This is a genomic window from Pectobacterium atrosepticum (genome assembly GCF_000740965.1).
Taxonomy (GTDB): domain Bacteria; phylum Pseudomonadota; class Gammaproteobacteria; order Enterobacterales; family Enterobacteriaceae; genus Pectobacterium; species Pectobacterium atrosepticum.
In genome coordinates, this window is sequence record NZ_CP009125.1 from 1398146 (window position 1) to 1414486 (window position 16341).

Consider the following 16341-nt stretch of genomic DNA (forward strand, 5'->3'; position numbering starts at 1 on the left):
TTCCCTCACACCGCGACAATCAACAGCAGTACGGTCAGTGCCGCAACCACGTACAGACAGTAGAGGCGGAAGTCGCCGCCCTGTAACCGCTGTAGCTGTGCACCGATACGCCGTACCAGACGCACCAACGGGTAAATAATTTTTTCATCCCAGAACGGTTCGATGATGGTGGCTCCCTGAGTGATGCCTTGTAGCGCTCTGGATAGCTGAGGAGCTGGATTAAGCCGCTGGCGCATGCGATAGAGCCCGCCGAACATCGCGCGCAGCGGTTGCGTAAAGCCGCTGGCCGAGACGGCCATCTGCGGTTCCCAGGCGTAACCACACGCCCATGGGTCACCATGGCGGCGAAACGCGGGACGATTACCTTTCAGGAATAACCAGATCAACAGCGGCAGCACCGGCAACGCGATGAGCAGGATAAAGACGAGCGCAGGGGAGAACATCGCCTGCTCGGCCTGAGCCGGAATCAGCAAGTTTCCCTGAGCGACTGCCACGTCCTGAGCACCGCTCAGCGACATCGCAACCTGAGCAATAATGGGCGCTACCTTGCTTGCACCAAGGCCTAGCGCTACGCAGCACAGTGCTAGCAGCAACATGGATAACGTCATTTGCCACGGTACTTCTCGGGCCTGACTGGCTTCCTCGCTACGTGGCGCGCCGCAAAAACTGACGCCATAGACTTTGACGAAGCACATCGCGGCTAATGCCCCCGTGATGGCCAGCATCACAATGGCTACGGGTGCACTGAGGCGCATGAGAACATTGCCGTCGTGGCTCATGCTGAACAGTGACTGGTAGGTGTACCATTCACTGATAAGGCCATTGAGCGGCGGCAGGGCGGAGATGGACATGCAGCCAATCAGAAAGGCCAATGCGGTTTTGGGCATGAGTTTGCCGAGGCCGCCCATTTTTTCCATATCACGGGTATGCAGGCGGTAGATGACGGCACCCGCGCCTAAAAACAGCAGCCCTTTAAACACAGCGTGATTCAGCAGGTGATAGAGCGCCCCCAGCAAGCCGAGCGTCGCTAATACCTGATGCTGAGTGGCGATGCCAACCATCCCTACGCCAACACCCATCAAAATGATCCCGACGTTTTCGACGGTATGCCAGGCCAGCAGGCGCTTAATATCGTGTTCTGCCAGCGCATACAACACACCCAGTACGGCGGAAATGGATCCGAACGCCAGTACCACAATCCCCCACCACAGCTGTGGCGCCGCCAGCAGATCGATACCCACTTTGATGATGCCGAAGATACCTATTTTCACCATGACGCCGGACATCAACGCAGAGGCGTGAGACGGCGCCGCGGGATGGGCGCGCGGTAGCCAACTGTGCAATGGCAGCATGCCCGCTTTGGCACCGAAACCGAAAAAGGCCAGCAGGAAGACGACCGAAGACAGCACTGGGGAGAGCGATAATCGGCGGAATGCCGCAAAATCCAGGCTGCCGCTTTCTCTCCACATCAGGAAGAACGCGATCATGATCAGCACCGATCCGGCATGGGCGATAAAGAAGTAGAGCAGGCCTGCGCTGACGGATTCACGATCCTGTTCAGAAATAACCAGAAACCAGGAGGCTAGCGACATGGCTTCAAACAGGATGATGAAGTAGAACGCATTATCCATCACGACCAGACCCACCATGGAAGCGATAAACAGATTCATAAAGCCCCCCATACTGCCGGCGCCTCGTCCTATATATTCACGGACATAGGCGATGGAGTAGAGCGAGCAGACTGTGACCAGCAGCGAGATGACCGTCACCATAAAGGCGGCCAACATATCGAGACGCACAGTAAAGGCAGCAAAGTGAAATAGGCCCTGCGTAGCGTATAGCTGAATCTGCCCGCTCAACAATACGGGCACGGCGCTGCATAATCCCAGTACGCCACCGCAGATGGCGGTAATGGCGGCGATGATGATTGACGCGTTTTCTTTACGCGCCATGAGCAGAGATAACACGGCGCCTGCGAGGTAACAGATCGCTGACCACTGAAGCAACTGAAGTGAATCCATGATTATTCGTCCCCTTCCTGTTGCACGGACATGAAACCCTGTTCATGAAAGGATGACAGCAGGGTTTTCAAACGTCTGGACTGGCTGTTGGTACTGATGGATTGGCTATCCACCAGAGAGATGGATTTGGTCGGACAGACCCGGATACATTCAGGACCCGTATCTTGAAAATCACACAGATCGCATTTCACCGCGATGGCGCGAATACCGGCGTTCCAGGCGATAAAAGGGTTAGCTCCGGGCGCGCTACCGGGAACGTCACGCAGCAGCGCTTCGGGAATCATGTTTTGTAGCAGCGCTGGGGTATTAACCGGCGTGCTGCCGGACGGGGTAATTGCGCCGAAAGGGCAAACCAGCCCGCAGAGTTTACAGCCGATGCACAGACTTTCATTCAGCACGATGGCGGCATTTTCATGCGTAATAGCATTGACCGGACAGACGCGGGCGCAGGGGGCATCTTCGCACTGGCGGCACATTAACGGGGCGGTTTTATCCTCGGTTTTCACCACGGTTAGCCGGGGTAGTCCCTGTAACCCCTGTGCTTTATGTACTGACGTACATCCGGCCATGCAGGTATTACACCCGATACACAGTTCGGGGTCCGCAATAACAAAGCGGTTCATGTTCAGTCCTCAGGTTCAGACGACGGAAAATAAATTATCACCTGTACCATAAGCATAATTCGTACCATTATTTTATTTTGCTTTAATTCAACGACTTATGTTTTTTTAGGAAGGGAGGTGCCGCGAGTGTCGAACGTCATACCTTGAATATCGTCACTTTTGTCTACGCGTATGACAGTGAAAAGGGAGGGGCGATTGCTGATGGCGTGGCAAAACCGTGGCGTGGTTTCCCTATGGCAGGGAAGTACAGAAAAACTCTGCAAAAATGTGAAGATAAATAAAATCAGCCTGACAAGCGTCAACGTTTTCACACCCGGATTATGAATAATCACATAAAGAATATGGATATTGGTCAGGATGAATCAGGAGCCTATTCTTTGCTTGTATTCTTGCAGGTCGCATCGTCATAAGTGTCGAGATCGCTTTTCCTGACAAGATTATTTAAAAAAACCAATTAAAAACAAATAATTATAAATTGGCACGTTTTATGTATACCTGACTAAGTACGATTAAAAAAATAACCTCGTAGTCGGAGAATATGATGAACCGTTTTGTCATTGTTGATTCGAGCAAATGTATAGGCTGTCGCACTTGCGAAGTGGCCTGTGTCGTGTCGCATCAGGAAGCGCAGGATTGTGCCTCCCTGACGCAGGAAAACTTTTTACCCCGCATTCACGTCATCAAAGGGGCGAATGTCTCAACGGCCGTCATGTGCCGGCAGTGCGAAGATGCTCCCTGTGCCAATGTCTGTCCGAATGGGGCGATTACTCGTGAAAAAGATTTCATACATGTCCAGCAGGCGCGCTGCATCGGTTGTAAAACCTGTGTTGTTGCCTGCCCCTACGGTGTCATGGAAGTGGTTTCCCGCCCGGTGATGAAGAAAAGGATCACCGGTGAACCCTTCCTGTCATACAAGGTGGAAGCCAACAAATGTGACCTTTGTGATGGCCATGCGGAAGGCCCAGCATGTATCAACGTCTGTCCGACCAACGCAATTGTCAGTATTGACAGGGATAAGCTGGAATACATGAACGTCGAAAAACGTCGCCGTGCCGCGCTCAATTCGATTGAAATCCTGAATTTCTGACGATACCTGACTTCGGTCAGGCCCGAATTCTTTCACTTTTAACAGGCCTGTTATTAATGAAAAAGATCACTAGCGTATGTCCGTACTGCGGTGCGGGTTGCAAACTCAAACTTGTTGTTGAAGACAACAAAATTATCCGAGCTGAAGCGGCTGACGGCGTCACGAACCAGAATGAACTGTGCCTGAAAGGGTATTACGGGTGGGATTTTCTCAATGATACCCAACTGCTGACTCCCCGCCTGACGCAGCCCATGATCCGCTATGAGAAAGGGGGGAGACTCACTCCCGTTTCCTGGGACGAAGCTATCCGCTATACCGCACAACGTTTTAGCGAGATTAAAGCGAAATATGGCCCGCGCTCCATTATGACCACGGGGTCATCACGCGGGACGGGTAATGAAACAAACTACGTGATGCAGAAATTTGCCCGTGCGGTGCTCAACACCAATAATGTGGACTGCTGCGCACGCGTTTGTCACGGCCCTTCCGTGGCGGGGCTTCAGGAAGTGCTGGGTAATGGCGCGATGAGTAACTCCATCAGCGATATCGAAAATTCTAAATGTCTGCTGATCTTTGGTTACAACAGTGCGGACTCGCATCCGATTGTAGCCCGTCGCGTGGTGAAGGCTCATCAGAATGGCGCCAAAATCATCGTTTGCGACCCGCGCCGTATTGAGGCTGCGCGTATTGCCGATCAGCACCTCCAGTTGAACAACGGTAGCAACATGGCGTTGGTGAATGCGTTCGGCTATGTCCTACTGGAAGAGAAACTCTACAACCAGCACTATGTTGACCGCTTTACTGAGGGGCTAGACACCTACCGTGAAATCGTCAAGGACTATGCGCCGGAAGCAGTCGAACATCTCACCGGTGTACCGGCGGCGGATGTGCGCCAAGCAATGAGAACCTTCGCGGCGGCGCCATCAGCGACCATTATGTGGGGAATGGGTGTCACCCAGTTCGGTCAGGCTGTTGACGTTGTGCGTGGGCTGGCGGGGTTGGCGCTGTTGACCGGTAATTTGGGCCGTGAAAATGTGGGAGTCGGCCCGATTAGAGGCCAGAACAATGTACAGGGGGCCTGCGATATGGGGGTGCTGCCGAACATGTTCCCCGGCTACCAGTCTGTAACGGATCCCGATGTCCGCGCGAAGTTTGCCGATGCCTGGGGAATTTCACCGGCTGTGATGGATGAAAACATCGGAACCCGCATCACCGAAGTGCCGCATATGGCGCTGGAAGGAAAAATCAAAGCCTACTACATCATGGGAGAAGATCCGTTACAGACCGAGGCCGATCTCAGTCTGGTCCGTAGAGGGGTCGAAGCGCTGGATTTTCTGGTAGTTCAGGACATCTTCATGACCAAAACTGCTGAAGTGGCTGACGTGCTGCTGCCAGCTACCTCTTGGGGTGAACACGGCGGCGTATTTACCTGTGCGGATCGTGGTTTCCAACGTTTTGAAAAAGCGATTGAACCGAAAGGCAATGTAAAACGCGACTGGGAGATTATCAGCCTGATCGCCAGCGAAATGGGCTACCCGATGCATTATGCTGATAACCAGCAAATCTGGGACGAAATGCGTAGCCTTTGCTCGTTGTTCTATGGCGTCACCTACGAAAAAATGGGCGATATGGGCCATATTCAGTGGCCGTGTCCGACATTGGATCACCCAGGGACACCCTATCTGTATCAGGATAGCCACTTTGATACACCGAACGGCAAAGGCAAACTGTTTGCCACGCAGTGGCGTGCGCCAGCGGAAGTGCCGGATGAAGCGTACCCGCTGGTGTTGTGTACCGTTCGTGAGGTCGGGCATTACTCCTGCCGTTCCATGACGGGTAATTGTGCTGCGCTACAGGCGCTGGCAGATGAGCCGGGGCGTGTGCAGATGCACCCGCAAGATGCAAATCGACTGGGGATTAAGGATAGAAATCTGGTCTGGGTCAGTTCACGCCGCGGTAAAGTGATTAGTCGTGCTGATATCAGCGAGCGCATCAATAAAGGCACTATCTACATGACCTACCAGTGGTGGATCGGTGCCTGTAATGAATTGACTCAGGACAATCTGGATCCGATATCCAAAACACCGGAAACCAAGTACTGCGCGGCGAAGGTTGATGTTATTGAGGATCAACGCTGGGCGGAAGACTTTGCCAGTACATCCTATAACGATATGAAAGCACGCCTGCGCGCAGCCGTGGCGCATTGAGGCAAGGGGACATGCGGGGCGCAATGGATAACACGGGCGTGGTGCTGAGTATTCGGGGCAAGGTTCAGGGGGTTGGCTTTCGCCCCTGGGTCTGGCAACTGGCGAAACAGATGCATCTGTATGGCGATGTCTGTAATGATGGCGCTGGCGTGCAGATTCGCCTGATATCGGCACCGCAGGCGTTTATCCATGCGCTTCATACACAGTGTCCGCCGCTGGCGCGTATTGATGCGCTGGAGCAGTCTGTCATGTGCTGGAAAACGTTACCGACGGATTTTACCATTCGCCCCAGTCATGGCGGCACCATGAATACCCAGATAGCACCGGATGCCGCCACCTGCCCATTTTGTCTCGCTGAAATGAACGATTTGGCGCAGCGGCGCTATCGCTATCCCTTCATTAACTGCACTCACTGCGGGCCGCGTTTTACCATTATTCATGCTATGCCCTATGACCGTCCGTTGACGGTGATGGCGGCGTTTCCGCTTTGTCCAGCCTGTGAGTCGGAATACCGTAATCCCCGAGATCGGCGTTTTCACGCTCAGCCAGTGGCCTGTCCGGATTGCGGCCCTCATGTCTTTTGGCAGACGGTTGATCGGCGCTGCGAGGGTGAAGCGGCCCTTCAGGCTGCGGTAGCAATGTTGAAGGCGGGGGGAATTGTTGCGATCAAGGGGATTGGCGGCTTTCATTTGGCCTGTGATGCCCAAAACGATGAGGCTGTCCGGTTGTTACGTTTGCGTAAACACCGTCCAGCGAAACCGCTAGCAGTGATGGTGGAGAATGCCAGCGGCCTGCCCGAGTTGACGGCAGCGCGGTTGAGCAGCCCGGCAGCGCCAATTGTTCTGGTAGACAAGCAGATAATGGGCTTCCTTAGCAAAGACATCGCCCCTGACCTGAATGACGTGGGGGTTATGTTGCCATCTAACCCATTACAGCATCTGCTGATGCAGGATATCGGACGTCCGTTGGTGATGACGTCTGGAAACCTCAGTGGGCGTCCTCCGGCGCTAACCAATGAACAGGCGTTGAGTGAACTGGCTGGTATTGCCGACGGTTGGCTAATGCACAACCGCGATATTACGCAGCGCATGGACGATTCGCTGCTGGATACGCGCGGCATGATGATACGACGGGCCAGAGGGTTCGTACCCGATGCGATCTCCTTGCCTTCTGGCTTCAAGAATATCCCGCCTATGGTGTGTTTGGGTGCGGACCTGAAAAACACGTTCTGTCTGGTGCGTGGCGAGAGTGCGGTATTGAGCCAGCATTTGGGCGATTTAAGCGACGATGGCGTTGAATCGCAGTGGCACCGTGCGTTTGATCTGATGTGCCGGGTTTATGACTTCACTCCTCAGCAGGTCGTGGTGGATGCCCACCCCGGTTATCACTCTCTCCGATTGGGGCAGCAGATGGGGTTGCCGTGCCACTACGTTTTGCATCACCACGCCCACATTGCTGCCTGTCTGGCTGAACACGGTTGGCCGTTGGACGGCGGAGCCGTTATTGGTCTGGCGCTGGATGGCGTGGGAATGGGGGCTGAAGGGCAGCTTTGGGGCGGAGAGTGTCTGAAGGTGGATTACCGCGTCTGCGAGAGATTGGGCGGGTTACCGTCGGTCGCTCTGCCGGGGGGCGATCTGGCTGCACGGCAGCCGTGGCGCAATTTGCTGGCGCACTGCCTGGCTTTCGTTCCTGACTGGGAGACTCTACCGGAAACGGATAGCGTTCGCCGTCATCCTTGGGGGCCTCTGGCCAAAGCGATCGCTCGGGGGATCAATTCTCCTACTGCATCGTCCGCTGGGCGGCTTTTTGATGCTGCGGCAGCAGCGCTGGGATGTACGGCCGAGGTTCAACACTATGAGGGAGAGGCGGCTGGCCGGCTGGAGGCAATGGCTACGCGGTGTGGCGGGGTTGATCATCCGGTGACGCTGCCCTGCGTTGCGGGTCAACTGGATATGGTGACCTTCTGGCGGCAGTGGTTGAACTGGCGTGCGGAGCCAGAAGCCAGAGCATGGGCTTTCCATGACGTGCTGGCAGCCGGGCTGGCTTCTCTGGTCCGGCATCATGCACAACGACTGAATATCGGTACCGTCGCCTGCGCTGGCGGTGTGTTCCACAACAAGCTGTTATGTCAACGGCTGGTGTCTCGTCTTGATGGCCTTAACGTGCTGTTACCTACGCGACTGCCTGCTGGCGATGGTTCAATTTCTTTGGGGCAGGCGGTGATAGCCGCCGCACAGTTACAATCGACTATAAAGGATAAACTTGATGTTACTTCCCGTTCTGCGCAACCATCCCCGTAGCGCGATGCTGTTAATATTGCTGTTGTCGGCAAATCTTGTTTCATGGTGTTGGGCACTGGTTGTGTTCCAGAATAATGGTGCACTGATAGCGGCCTGTTTGCTGGCTTGGTCTTACGGTTTGCGGCACGCGGTGGATGCCGACCATATTGCCGCGATTGATATCGTCACCCGTAAAATGATGCAGCAGGGACAGCGTCCGTTAGGGGTAGGTGCCTGGTTTTCACTCGGGCATTCAACGATTGTGATCTTGGCTACAGTAGCGATTGCGGCGACAGCGGCGGCGTTTCAGAAAGATATCGCGTGGTTCCACGATGTTGGCGGCATTATCGGAACATCGGTTTCTGCCTTTTTCCTGTTGGCGATGGCGCTGGTGAATCTGGTTATTTTGCGCGGCGTCTGGCGAAATTTTCGGGCCTTAAAACGTGGTGAACCGCTGCAAAACCGTGATGAGATGGGCGCTTCTGGCGGGATGATGAGTTGGCTTTTCCGCTCCACCTTTCGGATGGTCGATAAAAGCTGGCATATGTATCTGGTCGGTTTTTTGTTTGGGTTGGGCTTCGATACCGCAACGGAAATTGGCGTACTGGGTATCTCCGCTGCCAGTGCTTCTCTCGGTGTATCCATCTGGTCAATTCTCATCTTTCCAGCCTTATTCGCTAGCGGTATGGCGCTGGTCGATACTCTGGACAATATCCTGATGGTAGGGGCATATGGCTGGGCATTTAACAAGCCACAGCGCAAACTGTATTACAACATGACCATCACTGGCGCTTCGGTGGTAGTGGCTCTATTTATTGGCGGTATTGAGGCTCTGGGGCTGCTAGTGGACAAGTTTGATTTGCAAGGCGGGGCATGGTCTGTGGTCAGTGGCCTCAATGATAGCCTTGGCAATGCTGGCTTTATCGTGATTGGTATATTTGTTGTCTTCTGGTGCATATCAATGCTGATTTATCGCTGGAAAGACTATGATTCATTGGTGGTAAGCTAATATTGCTTGTTCTGCGTGGGTCGCGTTTTTTGCCAGTTGCGGCAGAATGACCCGATCGGATTTTAACGGTAACAGCATTTCTGCGTTCATTGCTTGCAGGTTGCTGTTACCGAGCAGTGGAAGCTGATTTAGCTGCGGGAATTTTTTGGTAAGAGAAAGACAGAAGTTGTAAGGCTCTACAGGAGAGCCTTACTGAGGTGACGTGCTTGTGGCCTACTAGGCGGCATAACCCTGTGGAGGAATACGCACGCTATCCAGCCAGGCTTCATTATCACGCATCACCAGTCTTCCGTTCAGGAACCAGTTAATGACCATCGGATAAATCGTGTGCTCGTGCGTCTTAACGCGTTCGCTCAGGCTTTCTTCCGTGTCGTCACTAAATACAGGTACCTTCGCTTGCAGAACTGACGGGCCGCCATCCAGTTCATCGGTGACAAAATGTACGGACGTACCGTGTTCCCTATCGCCATTTTCCAGCGCCTTACGATGCGTATGTAGTCCGGGATATTTCGGCAGCAAGGAAGGGTGGATATTCAGCATTTTGCCTGCAAATTGAGCGACAAATTCCGGGCTGAGGATTCGCATATAGCCCGCTAAGACCACCAGCGCCGGTTCATATTGCTCAATTTCGTTTGCCAGTGCAGCATCAAATGCTGCGCGGTCGGCAAAGTCTTCAGGATTCAGGACGCATGTAGGGATCGCGGCATCCTGTGCACGTACTAACCCATAAGCCTCCGCATTGTTACTGAATACGGCGACGATCTTTCCTTTAAGGCGTCCGTTCTTACAGGCGTCAATCAACGCCTGTAAGTTGCTTCCATGACCTGAAACCAAGACAACGATGTTTTTCATCAGTTAATAACCACTGCGTCTCCGGCATCGGTTTGCGTAATGACGCCGATTTTCCATGCGTTTTCGCCGCTGCTATTGAGTAATGCAACGGCCTCGTCTGCCTGTTCGGCTGGCAGTACGATGATCATACCAACACCGCAGTTGAAAGTACGATACATTTCGTGGCGGCTGACATTACCAGCCTGCTGCAGCCAGTTGAAAACCGCAGGCCATTGCCAGCTGGATTCGTCAATAGTCGCCTGCATACCTTCTGGCAGCACGCGTGGGATATTTTCCCAGAAGCCGCCGCCGGTCAGATGAGAAATCGCGTGGACATCCACTTTCTCAATCAGGGACAGGACAGATTTCACGTAGATTTTAGTCGGTGCCAGCAGGTGGTCGGCCAGCGATTTGCCTTCCAGCTCGAACTGTTCTGGATCGGTCTTGCTGACTTCAAGCACTTTACGCACCAGCGAATAGCCGTTTGAGTGCGGGCCGCTGGCGGCGAGGGCAACCAGAACATCACCGTGCTGAACTTTGCTGCCGTCGATGATTTCCGATTTTTCTACGACACCGACGCAGAAGCCGGCAACATCGTAGTCTTCGCCGTGATACATCCCCGGCATTTCGGCAGTTTCACCACCGACCAGCGCACAGCCTGATTGCTTACAGCCTTCCGCGATACCGGTAATCACGCTGGCAGCGGTGTCGACATCCAGCTTGCCCGTTGCGTAATAGTCGAGGAAGAACAGCGGTTCAGCACCTTGAACGACCAGGTCGTTTACGCACATTGCAACCAGATCGATACCAATCGTATCGTGGCGCTTCAGGTCCATCGCCAGGCGCAGTTTGGTGCCGACTCCGTCAGTGCCGGAAACCAGAATCGGTTCGCGGTATTTTTGCGGTAAGGCGCACAAGGCACCGAAACCACCCAATCCACCCATAACTTCCGGGCGACGGGTCTGTTTCACTACACCTTTGATACGGTCTACCAATGCATTACCCGCATCGATATCCACGCCTGCGTCTTTATAGCTGAGAGAGGTTTTGTCGGTCACTGCTGAGTCCCCACGAAGGTTACAGGTTGTATTCAGAAAAGATGGTATTCAGAAAACACGGTATTGAGAAAACATACTGTGGTAAAAATAATGCGCGCTAATTCTAACAGTGTAGGCAATCGTTTGCGAGTGATGAGTCATCGGCTGGCTATTTTTCGTTAATGGCGACAATATCTCTTCTCGGTTGATCTGGATCAGGCTTAATCGTATGGCGCTAAGTAAAAAAGGCGGTATAATCTCGCGATTTTTTTTACGACGGGCTCTCATGCCCGCCGCTCTGCGGGCCGCCGCAAGCGGTGTTTAAAAACGCGTTTAGCGTTTTTGTCCGCCCACTAGCCGATGGGGAGATAATGATGAAGATCGTCGAGGTGAAACACCCACTAGTCAAACATAAACTGGGTTTGATGCGTGAGAACGATATTAGCACTAAGCGTTTTCGTGAGCTGGCTTCCGAGGTAGGAAGTTTGCTGACTTATGAAGCGACGGCCGACTTGGCAACCGAAAAAGTCACCATTGATGGTTGGTGCGGTCCGGTTGAAGTCGATCAGATCAAAGGCAAGAAAATTACCGTCGTACCGATTCTGCGTGCAGGATTGGGGATGATGGACGGCGTGCTGGAAAATGTCCCTAGCGCGCGTATCAGCGTTGTCGGCATCTACCGTGATGAAGAAACGCTGGAGCCTGTTCCTTATTTCCAAAAGCTGGTTTCCAATATCGAAGAGCGCATGGCGCTGGTTGTTGACCCAATGCTGGCAACCGGTGGTTCAATGATCGCGACGATCGATCTGCTGAAGAAAGCAGGTTGTCACAGTATTAAGGTACTGGTTTTAGTCGCGGCGCCGGAAGGGATTGCCGCACTGGAGAAAGCCCACCCGGATGTCGAGTTGTACACGGCATCAATCGATAAAGGCCTTAACGAGCAGGGTTACATCATGCCGGGTCTGGGTGATGCAGGCGATAAAATATTTGGTACGAAATAACAGGTAAGCCGACTTGATAGTCGGCTTTTTTTTGGCGTAAACCTAAGTATTTCCTATGGTTCGCCATAACCAGTGTTTCGTCACACGCGTTCTTTTATTACATCAGCAGTCAACATCATCCTGCTTCACTACGGTGGGGCGGGGTGAGTCTGGCTGTGATAACAAGTGCGGCTCTACCTGCACAACACTACAGAGGATATTGAAGATGACTCGTCGCGCCATCGGGGTGAGTGAACGACCCCCCTTGTTACAAACCATCCCGTTGAGTTTCCAGCATCTGTTCGCGATGTTTGGCGCTACCGTTCTGGTACCCATTCTGTTCAAGATCAACCCGGCAACCGTGCTGTTATTCAACGGTGTGGGTACGCTGCTTTATTTATTCATTTGTAAGGGAAAAATCCCGGCGTATTTGGGATCGAGCTTCGCATTTATTTCCCCAGTATTACTGCTACTGCCGTTGGGATATGAAGTTGCGCTGGGTGGCTTCATTATGTGCGGCGTGTTGTTCTGTCTGGTGGCGCTGATTGTTCAGAAAGCGGGTACTGGCTGGCTGAATGTACTGTTTCCGCCTGCGGCAATGGGAGCGATTGTCGCTGTCATCGGCCTTGAACTGGCGGGTGTGGCGGCAGGAATGGCTGGGTTGTTGCCTGCGGATGGTGCATCTGTGGATTCCACCGCGGTGACGATTTCACTGGCGACGCTGGCGATCACCATTCTGGGATCGGTGCTGTTTCGCGGTTTTCTGGCGATCATCCCGATTTTGATTGGGGTACTGGCTGGCTATGCGCTGTCATTTGCGCTGGGTGTCGTTGACTTGACCCCAATTCGTGAAGCGCACTGGTTCGCGATGCCAACATTCTATACGCCGCGTTTTGAGTGGTTTGCTATTCTGGCGATTCTGCCTGCGGCGCTGGTGGTGATTGCGGAACACGTTGGCCACTTGGTCGTGACGGCGAATATTGTGAAGAAAGATCTGATGCGCGATCCGGGGCTACATCGCTCCCTGTTCGCCAACGGGATTTCTACCGTGTTATCTGGTTTCTTCGGCTCTACGCCGAATACGACCTACGGCGAAAACATCGGCGTGCTGGCGATTACCAAAGTGTACAGCACCTGGGTTATCGGCGGTGCGGCGATCCTTGCGATTCTGCTTTCCTGCGTGGGAAAATTGGCTGCGGCGATTCAGGCTGTACCGGTTCCTGTCATGGGTGGTGTGTCGCTACTGCTGTACGGCGTGATCGGTGCGTCCGGTATTCGCGTGCTGATTGAATCCAAAGTGGATTACAACAAAGCGCAAAACCTGATCCTGACTTCCGTGATTCTGATCATCGGCGTCAGCGGCGCGAAAGTGCATCTTGGCTCGACCGAGCTGAAAGGCATGGCGCTGGCGACAGTTGTTGGTATCGGTATGAGTCTGGTATTTAAGGTCATCAGCCTGTTCCGTAAAGAGGAAGAGATCCTCGATGCGCCGGAAGAGAACGACACGCGTTCATAACCGCGTCATTCTCCTTGTTGAGGCCGTGCGTATCGCGGCCTCAACAGGGCCAGGTTTCTGTGGTAAACTCGATCCGTTTTCCTGCCCGTTTTGCTTGAGGTGATTCTGAACACGCCGGCACAGCTTTCATTGCCACTCTATTTACCCGATGACGAAACATTTGCCAGTTTCTATCCGGGTGAAAACGCGTCTCTTCTTGCCGCCGTCAATAATGCTTTGTATCAGGAGCATGGTAGCTATATCTATTTCTGGTCACGCGAAGGGGGCGGGCGCAGTCACCTGCTGCATGCAGCCTGCGCTGAACTGTCGCGTCAGGAACGCGCGGTGGGCTATGTGCCGTTAGATAAACGCGCCTACTTTGTGCCGGACGTGCTGGAAGGTATGGAGCAATTGGCGCTGGTGTGCATCGATAATATCGAATCGATTGCGGGCGATGAAGCGTGGGAAATGGCAGTGTTTAATCTGTACAACCGCATTCAGGAAACGGGGCGAGCTCTGCTGTTGATTACTGGCGATCGTCCGCCGCGTCAGTTGAATATACGCCTGCCCGATCTTGCTTCTCGTCTCGACTGGGGACAAATCTACAAGCTGCAACCGTTGTCGGATGATGAAAAGGGTGAAGCGTTACAGCTGCGTGCCAGACTGCGCGGGTTCGAATTGCCGGAAGACGTGAGTCGTTTTCTGCTTAAGCGTTTGGATCGAGAAATGCGCACGTTATTTATGACGCTCGATCAGCTCGACCACGCTTCCATCACTGCACAGCGCAAGCTGACCATTCCCTTTGTGAAAGAGATCCTCGGGCTGTAGCTGGAATTATCGTTCACAGCACTCTTTCACAATTACAGAATCTCCAGTACCTGTTCTGGCGGGCGGCCAATGCGTGCCTGACCTTGTGCCACGACGATAGGGCGCTCAATGAGCTTCGGGTTATCGACCATCGCCTGAATAAGCTGAGCTTCTGTCAGTGCGGCATCGGACAACCCCAACTGCTGATAAATCTCTTCTTTGGTTCTCATTAACTCGCGCGCGCTGCTAAAGCCCAACTGTTGGATAAGCTGATCCAGCGTCGCGGCATCGGGCGGCGTGTCGAGATAGAGCACGACGTCGGGGGCAATATTGTGCTCTTGTAGCAGCGCCAGCGTTTCACGGCTCTTGGAACAGCGTGGGTTGTGGTAAATCGTCACGGATGCTTTGGTTGAAGGCTGTGTCATCGTCATGCTCCTTATCAGGATTTCTGGTACTGGCGGAAACGCTGTTGCAACTGACGGAGCTGGTCGATACGGGCGTCGTAGCGCGCCTGCTCCAAGCTCCCCAATTTGACCAGTGAACTCGCGTTGCTCAGTAACCGAATAGATTGATCGAGCTGACCGTTAAGCGCCAGACTTTCTGCGCGTGCAGCCAACTCTTCTGCGCGCTGTCCTTGGGCTGCTGCGGTTTGCGCCAGCAGATCCCAGCCGTTCGGATCGTCAGGGTGCGCATAGGTGTAGCGATACAATATTTTGCCGGCAGCAGCAGGCTGTTTCCCTTCAACATAGGCATTGGCCAGATTAAGCTGAAGTACTGGGTTAGCCTGCATTCCGGGCACGTTTTGTAAACGGGCGATAGCCTGCGCGGCACGATTTTGTCCCAGATCGATGTCGGTCATCATATCCAGAAACCACGGATTGTCTGGTGCGCTGCTTAGCAGCGGTTGCAGCACATTACGCGCTTCATCGTACTTCTTCGCCTGATAAAGCTGAATCGCACGGCCATATTTTGCGGCCAACTGTTCCCGTACGTTACCCTTTTCCCATTGCACCAGCAGATCGTCGTTTAGTGGGCGATCCGGTGAGCCATACATACCAAAGGTGCGTATTTTGGCGAACAAGAAATCCTGAGAAGACTGCACTGGTGTCGGGCGCATCTGGTTGGCGCGGTTACGAGCGTCAGACAGGCGACTTTCCGGCAATGGGTGAGTCAGCAACATTTCCGGTGGTCTTGAAGCATAACGCGATTGATCAGCCAGCTTTTGCAGGAAATTCGGCATGGCTTGCGGATCGAACCCTGCACGCTGCAGCACCTGAATCCCGATGCGGTCTGCTTCTTGTTCATTCGATTGCGTGAAGGTAATCATGCCTTGCTGCGCGCCAGCCAGCGTACCGCTGAGCGCTGCCATTCCTAACTGTGGATTGGCCATCGCCAGCAGGATGGAACCGAGTGCGCCGACCCAAGTGAGCGGAGCGCTGCGCTGCTGTGATTCCATGCTGCGCGCTAAATGCCGCTGGGTAACGTGAGAGATTTCATGCGCCAGCACGGAGGCCAGTTCGCTCTCGCTATCGGCATAGCGGAACAGTGCGGAATGCAGTACCACATTGCCGCCGAAGAAGGCGAAGGCGTTGATGTCGTCATTACGGATCAGATAAAAATGGAACGGCGTGCGCACGGAATCGGCCTGTTTGACCAATCTGTTACCGAGCTGATTAATGTAATTGGACAGCAGCGGGTCGTTGATAAGCGGCGCACCGGCTCGTAACTGACGGACGTAAAAGTCGCCCATTGCCAGCTCCTGATTGATACTAAGCGTACCGCCTGCGGTGGTGCCGATATCCGGCAGCCGATCCTGCGTGTCAGCCTGAGCAGGAAGCAGGTTGCCAGCCAGTAGCGTCCCAAGCAGGACGGACATGACCGTTTTTCTTAACCGAATAGACATAACGGAAGATAACCTTATCAACAGCTAACGTGAAAGCATTCTGCCGACTATCTTAGCCAGCG

Annotated in this window: 13 protein-coding genes; 7 read left to right on the top strand and 6 right to left on the bottom strand. The window is 53.6% G+C overall.

Annotated elements, in window-relative coordinates:
• Window positions 1-5: 5 nt before the first annotated feature.
• Window positions 6-2021, bottom strand: coding sequence for a hydrogenase 4 subunit B (gene hyfB / locus GZ59_RS06125; protein ID WP_039290693.1), 2016 nt, complete (start codon window positions 2019-2021; stop codon window positions 6-8).
• A 2-nt stretch (window positions 2022-2023) separates the two neighbouring features.
• Entirely contained in the window at window positions 2024-2644 is a 621-nt protein-coding gene (locus GZ59_RS06130) for a 4Fe-4S dicluster domain-containing protein (protein WP_039290696.1), read from the bottom strand.
• Window positions 2645-3185: 541 nt separating this feature from the next.
• On the opposite strand from GZ59_RS06130, the gene hydN reads away from it, so the two are divergent.
• Genes hydN through GZ59_RS06150 form a run of 4 tightly spaced genes read left to right on the top strand, consistent with a single transcriptional unit; the run spans window position 3186 to window position 9226 of the window.
• Window positions 3186-3731, top strand: a complete 546-nt coding sequence (gene hydN, locus GZ59_RS06135; protein ID WP_011092839.1) for an electron transport protein HydN — start codon at window positions 3186-3188, stop codon at window positions 3729-3731.
• Between the two features lie 56 nt (window positions 3732-3787).
• Window positions 3788-5938, top strand: a complete 2151-nt coding sequence (gene fdhF / locus GZ59_RS06140) for a formate dehydrogenase subunit alpha (protein ID WP_039290698.1) — start codon at window positions 3788-3790, stop codon at window positions 5936-5938.
• A 23-nt stretch (window positions 5939-5961) separates the two neighbouring features.
• Window positions 5962-8238 carry a carbamoyltransferase HypF gene (hypF, locus tag GZ59_RS06145; protein WP_048018351.1) on the top strand — a complete coding sequence of 759 codons (2277 nt, stop codon included), beginning with the start codon at window positions 5962-5964 and terminating at the stop codon, window positions 8236-8238.
• Entirely contained in the window at window positions 8204-9226 is a 1023-nt protein-coding gene (locus tag GZ59_RS06150) for a HoxN/HupN/NixA family nickel/cobalt transporter (RefSeq protein WP_039290702.1), read from the top strand. The genes hypF and GZ59_RS06150 overlap by 35 nt, the downstream gene beginning before the upstream one ends.
• Window positions 9227-9442: 216 nt before the next feature.
• On the opposite strand, the gene purN is transcribed toward GZ59_RS06150, so the two are convergent.
• Together purN and purM are read right to left on the bottom strand one after the other, a co-directional pair.
• Window positions 9443-10078, bottom strand: a complete 636-nt coding sequence (gene purN, locus GZ59_RS06155) for a phosphoribosylglycinamide formyltransferase (RefSeq protein ID WP_039290703.1) — start codon at window positions 10076-10078, stop codon at window positions 9443-9445.
• Window positions 10078-11115: a phosphoribosylformylglycinamidine cyclo-ligase gene (gene purM / locus GZ59_RS06160; RefSeq protein ID WP_039290704.1), complete on the bottom strand. Its 1038-nt coding sequence runs from the start codon at window positions 11113-11115 to the stop codon at window positions 10078-10080. Before purM ends, purN begins: the two co-directional genes overlap by 1 nt.
• Before the next feature lie 353 nt (window positions 11116-11468).
• Here purM and upp point away from each other — a divergent pair, with 353 nt between their 5' ends.
• The 3 genes from upp to hda all read left to right on the top strand — a co-directional run bounded on the left by upp (window position 11469) and on the right by hda (window position 14397).
• On the top strand, window positions 11469-12095 hold the full coding sequence (gene upp / locus GZ59_RS06165) for a uracil phosphoribosyltransferase (RefSeq protein ID WP_010307474.1): 627 nt from the start codon (window positions 11469-11471) through the stop codon (window positions 12093-12095).
• A gap of 205 nt (window positions 12096-12300) precedes the next feature.
• Window positions 12301-13590 carry a uracil permease gene (gene uraA, locus GZ59_RS06170; RefSeq protein ID WP_039290705.1) on the top strand — a complete coding sequence of 430 codons (1290 nt, stop codon included), beginning with the start codon at window positions 12301-12303 and terminating at the stop codon, window positions 13588-13590.
• A 99-nt stretch (window positions 13591-13689) separates the two neighbouring features.
• Window positions 13690-14397, top strand: a complete 708-nt coding sequence (gene hda / locus GZ59_RS06175; RefSeq protein ID WP_039294791.1) for a DnaA inactivator Hda — start codon at window positions 13690-13692, stop codon at window positions 14395-14397.
• 32 nt (window positions 14398-14429) lie between these two features.
• Here the strand turns inward: hda and arsC are convergent, their stop codons facing one another.
• Both arsC and bepA read right to left on the bottom strand, forming a co-directional pair.
• Window positions 14430-14801 carry an arsenate reductase (glutaredoxin) gene (arsC, locus tag GZ59_RS06180; RefSeq protein WP_039290706.1) on the bottom strand — a complete coding sequence of 124 codons (372 nt, stop codon included), beginning with the start codon at window positions 14799-14801 and terminating at the stop codon, window positions 14430-14432.
• A 14-nt stretch (window positions 14802-14815) separates the two neighbouring features.
• A complete protein-coding gene (gene bepA, locus GZ59_RS06185) occupies window positions 14816-16279 on the bottom strand; it encodes a beta-barrel assembly-enhancing protease (protein WP_039290709.1) in 1464 nt (487 codons plus the stop codon).
• Window positions 16280-16341: the final 62 nt, after the last annotated feature.

Coding starts and splice junctions, on each gene's coding strand:
- hyfB (WP_039290693.1), bottom strand. CDS start 2,021: ATGGATTCACTTCAGTTGCTTCAGTGGTCAGCGATCTGTTACCTCGCA.
- GZ59_RS06130 (WP_039290696.1), bottom strand. CDS start 2,644: ATGAACCGCTTTGTTATTGCGGACCCCGAACTGTGTATCGGGTGTAAT.
- hydN (WP_011092839.1), top strand. CDS start 3,186: ATGAACCGTTTTGTCATTGTTGATTCGAGCAAATGTATAGGCTGTCGC.
- fdhF (WP_039290698.1), top strand. CDS start 3,788: ATGAAAAAGATCACTAGCGTATGTCCGTACTGCGGTGCGGGTTGCAAA.
- hypF (WP_048018351.1), top strand. CDS start 5,962: ATGGATAACACGGGCGTGGTGCTGAGTATTCGGGGCAAGGTTCAGGGG.
- GZ59_RS06150 (WP_039290702.1), top strand. CDS start 8,204: ATGTTACTTCCCGTTCTGCGCAACCATCCCCGTAGCGCGATGCTGTTA.
- purN (WP_039290703.1), bottom strand. CDS start 10,078: ATGAAAAACATCGTTGTCTTGGTTTCAGGTCATGGAAGCAACTTACAG.
- upp (WP_010307474.1), top strand. CDS start 11,469: ATGAAGATCGTCGAGGTGAAACACCCACTAGTCAAACATAAACTGGGT.
- uraA (WP_039290705.1), top strand. CDS start 12,301: ATGACTCGTCGCGCCATCGGGGTGAGTGAACGACCCCCCTTGTTACAA.
- arsC (WP_039290706.1), bottom strand. CDS start 14,801: ATGACACAGCCTTCAACCAAAGCATCCGTGACGATTTACCACAACCCA.
- bepA (WP_039290709.1), bottom strand. CDS start 16,279: ATGTCTATTCGGTTAAGAAAAACGGTCATGTCCGTCCTGCTTGGGACG.